A 7,674-nucleotide genomic window follows, 5' to 3' on the forward strand; every position below is an offset into this window, starting at 1 on the left:
TGTTTATCCTGGTTCCGCTACCCATCAGTTACTCGTTGCCTTCACTTAACGCGAACTTTATCTCATCAGATGAAAAACCTTTACGACTGAGCATCGCATAAGCCTTAGAGCGCTCTTTGTGGTCGTTAAGATCGTAAGACTTTTTCTGCAGCTGTTCTAAACAAGACGAGTAGAAGTCCAGTTGCTCTTCGTTGATTAATCGATCGATTAACGCAGATAGCTCGCTAGTGTCGATTTGTCGTTGTTTCAGCTCTTGCTGAATGGCAGTCAAACCCTTCCCTTTTCGCGCGTACTTAAGCACTTCTTTCTCCAAATCAGCTTTCTCGGCCTTGATCTGAATATTACTCTTAAGCTCATGAGCTTGCGGATGCTGATCGATCGCGATTTTGACTTGTTGATAGCTGAAGCCACGTTTTTGCAGTGTCGCTACAAGCTTTTCACGGCTCATGGTAAAGCCTGAATAGTAATGATTGATTCGATCGATCAAGATGCTTTGTTCATCGATGTTTTTATCAGCAGATACCTTATGAATCGCATCCGAAATGACCGAGTCGGTTAGCCCTTTCTTCTTCAACTTTTCAATGATGTATCGCGATCCAAATTCGCCAAAGAAAGCTTGCTCGACAAATTGCTCAGCAAAATCCTGATCAGACTTTAGATAGCCGTAACCTTTCAGGTTCCTCAAGGTTTCGTCGATCCAATCTTGATTGTCCGTTTTCACTTTCAGTTTCGCAGTCAACTCACTTTCTGTCATATCCCTCTGGGTTAAGTGCCACATGGCAGAGTTCATGACGCTTTCGATTCGTCGCGCTTTTCTTACTGTTGTTTTTTTTGTGTTAGGGTTTTGCTGTGAATCATCCATTCGATTTCAACTATCCAGACTGAGCCAGCCCCATGATAACGTAATTCTCAGTTGGGTGAAGGGAGATAAAAGAGTGAAAATAAGATACACCAACAAAAAATGGACGCCTATTCAGCGTCCATTTAATTACCACGTTAATCAATGAGTGATTAGCTCTCTTCGTGATTGTATACATGCACATCACGTTGAGGGAATGGAATAGTGATGCCTTCTTCGTCGAAGCGTTTCTTCACGGTTTCCGTCACATCCCAATACACATCCCAGTAATCATCGGTCTTAACCCATGGTCTTACGACGAAATCTACAGAAGATGTGTTCAAGGTATGCAGCTTGATCATGTGCTCTGGTTTTTTCAACACAAGAGGATGCGCAACAATGATTTCGTTTAATACTGCTTTCGCCTTATCAATGTCATCAGAATAGCCAATGCCAAATACCATATCGACACGTCGCACACGTTCTGCAGTGATGTTGTTGATCACATCACCCCAAATTTTATTATTTGGAATCACCAAGCGCTGGTTATCGATAGTCTGTACTGTGGTTGATACAAGGCTCATGTCTTTTACCGTGCCTTGAACACCAGCCACTTTCACCATGTCACCCACATCATACGGGCGGTAGATTAAGATCATCAAACCAGAAGCAAAGTTAGATAGCGTATCTTGCAATGCGAAACCAATGATCACACCGGCAACACCGAAACCGGTTAGTAGTGGTGCTAGCTCTATCCCGATTTGCGACAGCGCGATAAGCAAACCGATAAACACGACTGCTTTCGATGCAATTGACACAAAGAAGTCCTGCATCAATACACTGAAGTCCATTTTCGAATGCGACACACTCTTACGAACGGTTTTACGTGCAACGTTCGACAGTAGACGCGTTACATACAAAATACCTAGGAACAGAGCCAGTTTAACAACGAATGATGGCGTGTTCTCGAATGCCCAAGCACTGAATGAGCGAAGCCAACCATCTAAAAGCTCCAATGCAACATCAACGTCTAACACATCAGCATTAATGTCTCCCGTTGTCGCCAGCAACACTCGCTTGTATGAGGTCACATCGACGCCAAACGGTTCCATCAGAGAGATTGTCTCTTCTAAGCTGGCCACCATCACGCTTGTGCGTTCACTAAAGCGTTCAAGCTCCTTCTTAATAGTCGCTTTCTCTTCTTCGTTAACAAAAGATAAGCGAGCTTCTAAATCTTGTCGCTGCGTATCTGTGTAGAGAATCGCGTTTGTTAAGTATTTAGAACGAGAAACTAGCGCCTTTTTAAGCGTATCTTCCGATGCTGTAACATCGACACCACGCTCTTTTGACCATGCTAATGTTTTAGCGAGCTGCTGGTAGTAGGTGTCCATCATTCCGATTCGTTTCTGAATGCGTAATTCAAGACGCTTCTTAACATCACCTTCAGCCGAACGGTTTTCTTTACTCATTGAAACGATTTTATCTTCGTTCAATGTCAGTAGCTTTTGTAAAAGTTCAACCTGCTGAGCCAGAACGGCATCTAGCCCTTCTTTCTTGTCTGAAGAGAGTTGTGTAAAAATCTCCTCACGTAGCCCTTGGTTTTTGCGTCTCAAAATATCTTCAAGAAAGGGTTTCTCAGCATCATGCGCCGTTTCTAATGTTGCCAGATCGAGCATAAGTTGATCTTGTACTTGTGTTATCTTATCGACACTTTGCGCGAAACTTCCAAATGCGACAAACGTCAACATTAACAATAGACAACGCCAAACCTTCATCATATTAATTCCTATTACTGTCTAAATTGACCCTATAAATAGTAGTAAAAAGAAGATGGATAACAAGCATTTAAACGTATGTTGTGTTAAAACTTCGCAAAATATCAGCCCGTATCTAATATTTGAGAGTTCCAATCCCTCTCCATGACCTGTAGAGTACGCATCCAACAAAGAATAACGACTGAGATCGGCTTTAGGCGCATGCTTTGAAACGCCTTATTAACCGGTATTGGTTACAGCAAGAGAATGAAAAAATGAACAACGAACTTGATGTAATTAAAACACTTGAAGAACTAGAACAATTCCTAATTTCAGTAGAAGCTGGCGGTTTAGGCCTAGAAGGTGTTGAAGGCGTTGGTATGGCGACCAATAACTCTGACGGTCGTCACTTTGTTGCTGTATTCAATAGCAGCCACCAAGTTCTACTTGCTCGTTGGATCACTGACGAAGTCTTTGAAAACGGCAAAGACCTAGTGCGTAACGGTCCACGTCGTAGTCACTAAAACGGCTAGCAGGAAGTTGGAATACTAGGGTTTCTTCAGCCACAGATAAAAATTTAACAAGCCCAATCAGCTCCCAAGTGAATGATTGGGCTTTTTTGTACCCGAAATCATCGCAAGCGTTTGTTAGCAGCACCGTAAAAAGAAATATTAAAAAAAGATCAGATTCTTATGAACTTAACTCTAATCGCGGTGCCTTAACGTCTAGGTTTGGGGGGATGTACCTTTGGGCTTTGACAGTTTTATGACTTGTAGCACGAAGCAAAGTTATCTGAGCTAGCCGCCATGAAATGAGCTGTTTGATTACTCGGTGAGTAAAGATAACTCGTCAATTTAAAGACCAAGACCCGATATTAACTGATTCTATTACTAATTGATTTGCTAAGCACACCTAGATTCTTTTTATCTCAACAAAACCGCCAACAAAAGCAATCGCTTTGGGCGCTTTTCCTTACCGGACTGGTTATTATAACCTGTCTGGCGAGTACGCTGTCTGCAAATAAAGTGACGTTTTCCAACTACTCTGTTAGTCAATCAACACGCCTTGGTACTGAAAGCAGTGACCCGCAAGCCTCTACGGCTTCGTCGGAAAAAATGTCTGAGCTTTATTCCAGTGTATTCGGTTCTCAAGCATCTAAATCACTGTCTGCGCCAACTTCAAGTGCCTGTGACCTGAGCTCCCAATTGCTCACCTTCGCGACACCTAAAACTGGCTGGCTGCTCCCTTTTATTCTTCTGATCGCTGTAGCATTCAGCCTTCCACCTCACATATCGAGATTATCTAGAGACAATCATCGCTCTGCTCGACCAACAAAGCACCGCTTACACTTAAAGCACTGTATATTTAGAGAATAAATAACCGGGCCATTACACCCTTTTATTTATTTTTTGGAGATACATTTGTGTACAACACAGTTCTAACTAAGTTTGCCGATTGTTTGGCATTCTGCATGCGTACATGCGCGAAAACTATAGTCACTGCACTACTGCTAATGACGTCATTCACCGCTCTGGCACAAACGACCGGCTGGCTAAGCGTGCCTGAGCATCCGCCTGTAAAAATGCGCATGATGTCGACTGGTGAGCAGTCGGATGACGGTTCTAAGGTTCAAACCGTTCTTGATGTTGAGCTCGACGGTGATTGGAAAACCTATTGGCGTAGCCCTGGAGAGGGTGGCATACCGCCGAGCTGGGACTGGTCTGGTTCAACCAACATCAAGTCAGTGGAATGGCATTGGCCGATTCCTAAGTATTACGAACAACTCGATGTGATGACGCTAGGCTACAAGCATCATGTGAGTTTTCCGATCACGCTGACATTGAAAGACAACACGCAACCAGCACTATTCAGGGCGTCACTCACCTTTCCGTCTTGTACCAATATCTGTGTCTTAACCGACTACGACATTGAACTGCCGATCGATCCTCACTCCTTACAACTTGATGAGCAAGCCATGTTCTTGTTCAACCAAGGCATGAGTCAGTCCCCACGTGAAGCCAACCGTACCTCAGTCAATGGACTATTTTGGGATAAAAGCAAGCAACAACTGGTAACGCAACTAACTAGCAAAGAAGGTTGGGATAAACCACAAGTGCTTATCGATGGACAAGAGGTTATTGATGACTTTTTCGCTCAACCAAAGATCCATATTACCGATAATACTCTCACGGCTGTTTTCGATGTCAGTAATTGGCTTGGTGAAGTCGACTTAACGGATCGCACGGTGAGTGTCACAGTATCGGACACGAACTTTGCCGAGGAGATGACTGCGCAAGTGGGCTCAGACCCGATAGCTTATCAAGAGAGCAGTAACGGCTTTATCGCGATGATCGGTTTTGCCTTAATTGGTGGCTTGATCTTGAATATTATGCCGTGTGTTTTACCTGTATTGGGGATGAAACTAAACAGCATCATTCAAAACCAAGGTGCATCAAATCGTCATATCCGACTTTCGTTCTTTGCTTCTGCTGCCGGTGTTATTACTTCATTTGCGTTGCTCGCTCTTGGTATGACGCTCTTAAAAGTAGGTGGTAATGCGATTGGCTGGGGAATTCAATTCCAGAACGTTTGGTTTATCGGTTTCATGCTCATCATCACCTTGCTGTTCTCAATTAACCTATTGGGTTTATTTGAGTTCCGACTGCCTTCAGGTTTAAACACCTGGATGGCAACCAAAGGGGACGATTCACATTCGGGTCACTTCGTTCAAGGCATGTTTGCAACGCTATTGGCAACTCCATGTAGCGCACCATTCCTAGGAACGGCTGTCGCTTATGCGCTGGGTGCTAGCTACCAAGAGTTATGGGCTATCTTCATCGCTCTCGGTATCGGTATGAGTGCACCTTGGCTGGTTTTTGCTGCCTACCCACGTCTAACCAAGCTAATGCCTAAGCCTGGCGTTTGGATGTTCACAGTTAAGTTGATTTTCGGCTTAATGATGTTCGCTACCAGCCTATGGTTAACGAGTCTACTGAGCCCATTCATTGGAAAATTCCCAACGATAGTGCTTTCTGTTTTGATCCTAACAACAGTATTGATTTGGATTGGCAAGAAGCTCGGCACTAAGGTACTCGCTCCTATCTTGGCTACCACCACAATAGTATTTGGTGCAGCGCTTATCGTAGGCAGCGTCACTGCGGATAACTGGGCGACCCCGATTGTCGATGACCTACCTTGGCAGAAGTTAGATGCTAAACAAATCCCTCAGTTAGTTGAGGAAGGTAAAACGGTATTTGTCGATGTAACGGCAGAGTGGTGTATCACCTGTAAAGCGAACAAGATCGGAGTGATTCTCCAAGATCCGGTATACAGCCACCTACAGCAAGAAGACATTGTTTTGATGAAGGGCGATTGGACCACTCCAAGCGAAAGTGTCACCTCATACCTGCAAAGTAATGGCAGATATGGCGTGCCATTCAACATTGTGTATGGCCCAAGTTACCCAAGCGGTATCCCTCTTCCCGTGATCCTCAATAGTGAAACCGTTGTTCAAGCCATCGATGCAGCGAGGTAGTTGATGAAGACTCAAAATAGTGCAAAGAAACCAGATACGACGGAAGACGACTCTGTGAAAAGCGAAACCCAAAAGCCAAGTCGCCTCAAAAAATGGGGAAAGGAGCTCGTTTCAATGATACTGATCGTTGGTGTGGTTTCCTTTGCGATGGATTTTTATCACAGCAGAAGTATGCCTCAAGGAAACGCGGTTCCAATCGTTGGACAGTCAATCCAAGGCGAAGATATTGATGTTATTGAGCTAAGCAAAAACGGTAAGCCTGTCATCGTCTATTTTTGGGCAACTTGGTGTGGTGCATGCAAATTTGTTAGCCCAACCATAAATAGCTTCAATGACTCCCATCAAGTGGTCTCTGTAGCGCTTTCATCAGGCCCCAATGAACGAGTTCAACGCTTCATGGACGCCAAAGAGTATGACTTTCCGGTGATCAATGATCTTTCAGGACATATCAGTAGAGACTGGGGAATCAATGTCACTCCAAGTATCGTCATCATCAAAGACGGAAAGATTAGCAGTATCGCAACAGGCGTGACTTCTCCAATCGGACTTTGGCTAAGAACTTATTTTGCATAACTTATCTGCAATTAAGTCAATTTAAACCAAATAAAGAACATTAACGCGAGCGCAACCCAATAGGCGCTCGCCATTACAAGAATTTGAGATTATTAACATGAAAAAACTTCTGATTAGCACTCTGATTTTAGGCTCACTAATGAGCACAAGCGCTTTCGCAGAACTAAGCAAAGAACAAACACAGCAACTTGAAGAGATTAACCAATTCCTCAAAGATAACCCTTCTACAATTTCGGGCCTACACACCAGCTTAGAGCAGTATGTTGCAGGACAAGCACAAGCAAAGAAAGCCCAAGCAGAAAGCCATGATTGGCTGTATAACAACGATGCCCATCCAATTACTGGAAACCCGGATGGTAAGTCGGTGATCATTAACTTCACCGACTACAACTGCCCATTCTGTAAGCGTTTAGAAAAAGGCTTAGTTCAATTAGCTTCAGAAGACAGTGATATCAAGGTCATCAATGTTTACCTGTCGTTCAAGCAGCAGCAAGTGAGCGGTCTTAATACCAATGCGGCATTATATGCGATGAAAGTATGGAAGGATAAGCCAGAAGCTTTCCCGGAAGTTGATCGACTATTGATGGCGAAAAGTGGTATCCACACCAAGTCATCACTGCAAGCTGTCGCGAAAAAAACGGGAACAGAAGCACAATTAGAAACTACACCTGATCAAAGCCAAACACTGCTAACCAACCACCAAACGTTTAGTGCACTTGGTTTAACAGGCACACCAACATTGATGATGAATGGACAAATCTTACCAGGGTATGTTCCTTACGATCGCTTAAAAGAAATCGTGGATGAGGCTTTTTAATCACGCCAGTAAGTAAAGATAAAGCCACCCATTAAAAACCCCAAAAGCCTACTTGTGAACTGACCCCCAATAGTTGGACACCAATTATTGGGGGTCTTTTTATGTCCAAATATAGCCGAGAGCTAAAATGTATCATTGCTAAGCAATATTTAGATGG

General features: G+C 43.8%; 7 protein-coding genes. 5 read left to right on the forward strand and 2 right to left on the reverse strand.

Annotated elements, in window-relative coordinates; all coding sequences use genetic code 11:
• Positions 1 to 28 precede the first annotated feature (28 nt).
• Positions 29 to 862, reverse strand: a complete 834-nt coding sequence (locus tag F0228_RS21370) for a RecX family transcriptional regulator (RefSeq protein ID WP_116871320.1) — start codon at positions 860 to 862, stop codon at positions 29 to 31.
• 149 nt (positions 863 to 1,011) lie between these two features.
• Complete coding sequence (locus F0228_RS21375) at positions 1,012 to 2,616, reverse strand: mechanosensitive ion channel family protein (RefSeq protein ID WP_061032232.1); 1,605 nt, start codon at positions 2,614 to 2,616, stop codon at positions 1,012 to 1,014.
• Between the two features lie 251 nt (positions 2,617 to 2,867).
• Here F0228_RS21375 and F0228_RS21380 point away from each other — a divergent pair, with 251 nt between their 5' ends.
• The 5 genes from F0228_RS21380 to F0228_RS21400 all read left to right on the forward strand — a co-directional run bounded on the left by F0228_RS21380 (position 2,868) and on the right by F0228_RS21400 (position 7,517).
• Positions 2,868 to 3,116 carry a hypothetical protein gene (locus F0228_RS21380; protein WP_008215629.1) on the forward strand — a complete coding sequence of 83 codons (249 nt, stop codon included), beginning with the start codon at positions 2,868 to 2,870 and terminating at the stop codon, positions 3,114 to 3,116.
• 501 nt (positions 3,117 to 3,617) lie between these two features.
• A complete protein-coding gene (locus F0228_RS21385; RefSeq protein WP_146107452.1) occupies positions 3,618 to 3,968 on the forward strand; it encodes a hypothetical protein in 351 nt (116 codons plus the stop codon).
• 95 nt (positions 3,969 to 4,063) lie between these two features.
• Positions 4,064 to 6,127 (forward strand): protein-disulfide reductase DsbD domain-containing protein, encoded by a 2,064-nt coding sequence (locus F0228_RS21390; RefSeq protein WP_171762737.1) that lies wholly within the window; start codon positions 4,064 to 4,066, stop codon positions 6,125 to 6,127.
• 3 nt (positions 6,128 to 6,130) lie between these two features.
• Complete coding sequence (locus tag F0228_RS21395; RefSeq protein ID WP_061032230.1) at positions 6,131 to 6,700, forward strand: protein disulfide oxidoreductase; 570 nt, start codon at positions 6,131 to 6,133, stop codon at positions 6,698 to 6,700.
• Positions 6,701 to 6,797: 97 nt separating this feature from the next.
• A complete protein-coding gene (locus F0228_RS21400) occupies positions 6,798 to 7,517 on the forward strand; it encodes a DsbA family protein (RefSeq protein ID WP_171730543.1) in 720 nt (239 codons plus the stop codon).
• Positions 7,518 to 7,674: the final 157 nt, after the last annotated feature.

It is taken from the genome of Vibrio sp. 99K-1 (assembly GCF_013114585.1).
GTDB lineage: Bacteria > Pseudomonadota > Gammaproteobacteria > Enterobacterales > Vibrionaceae > Vibrio > Vibrio chagasii_B.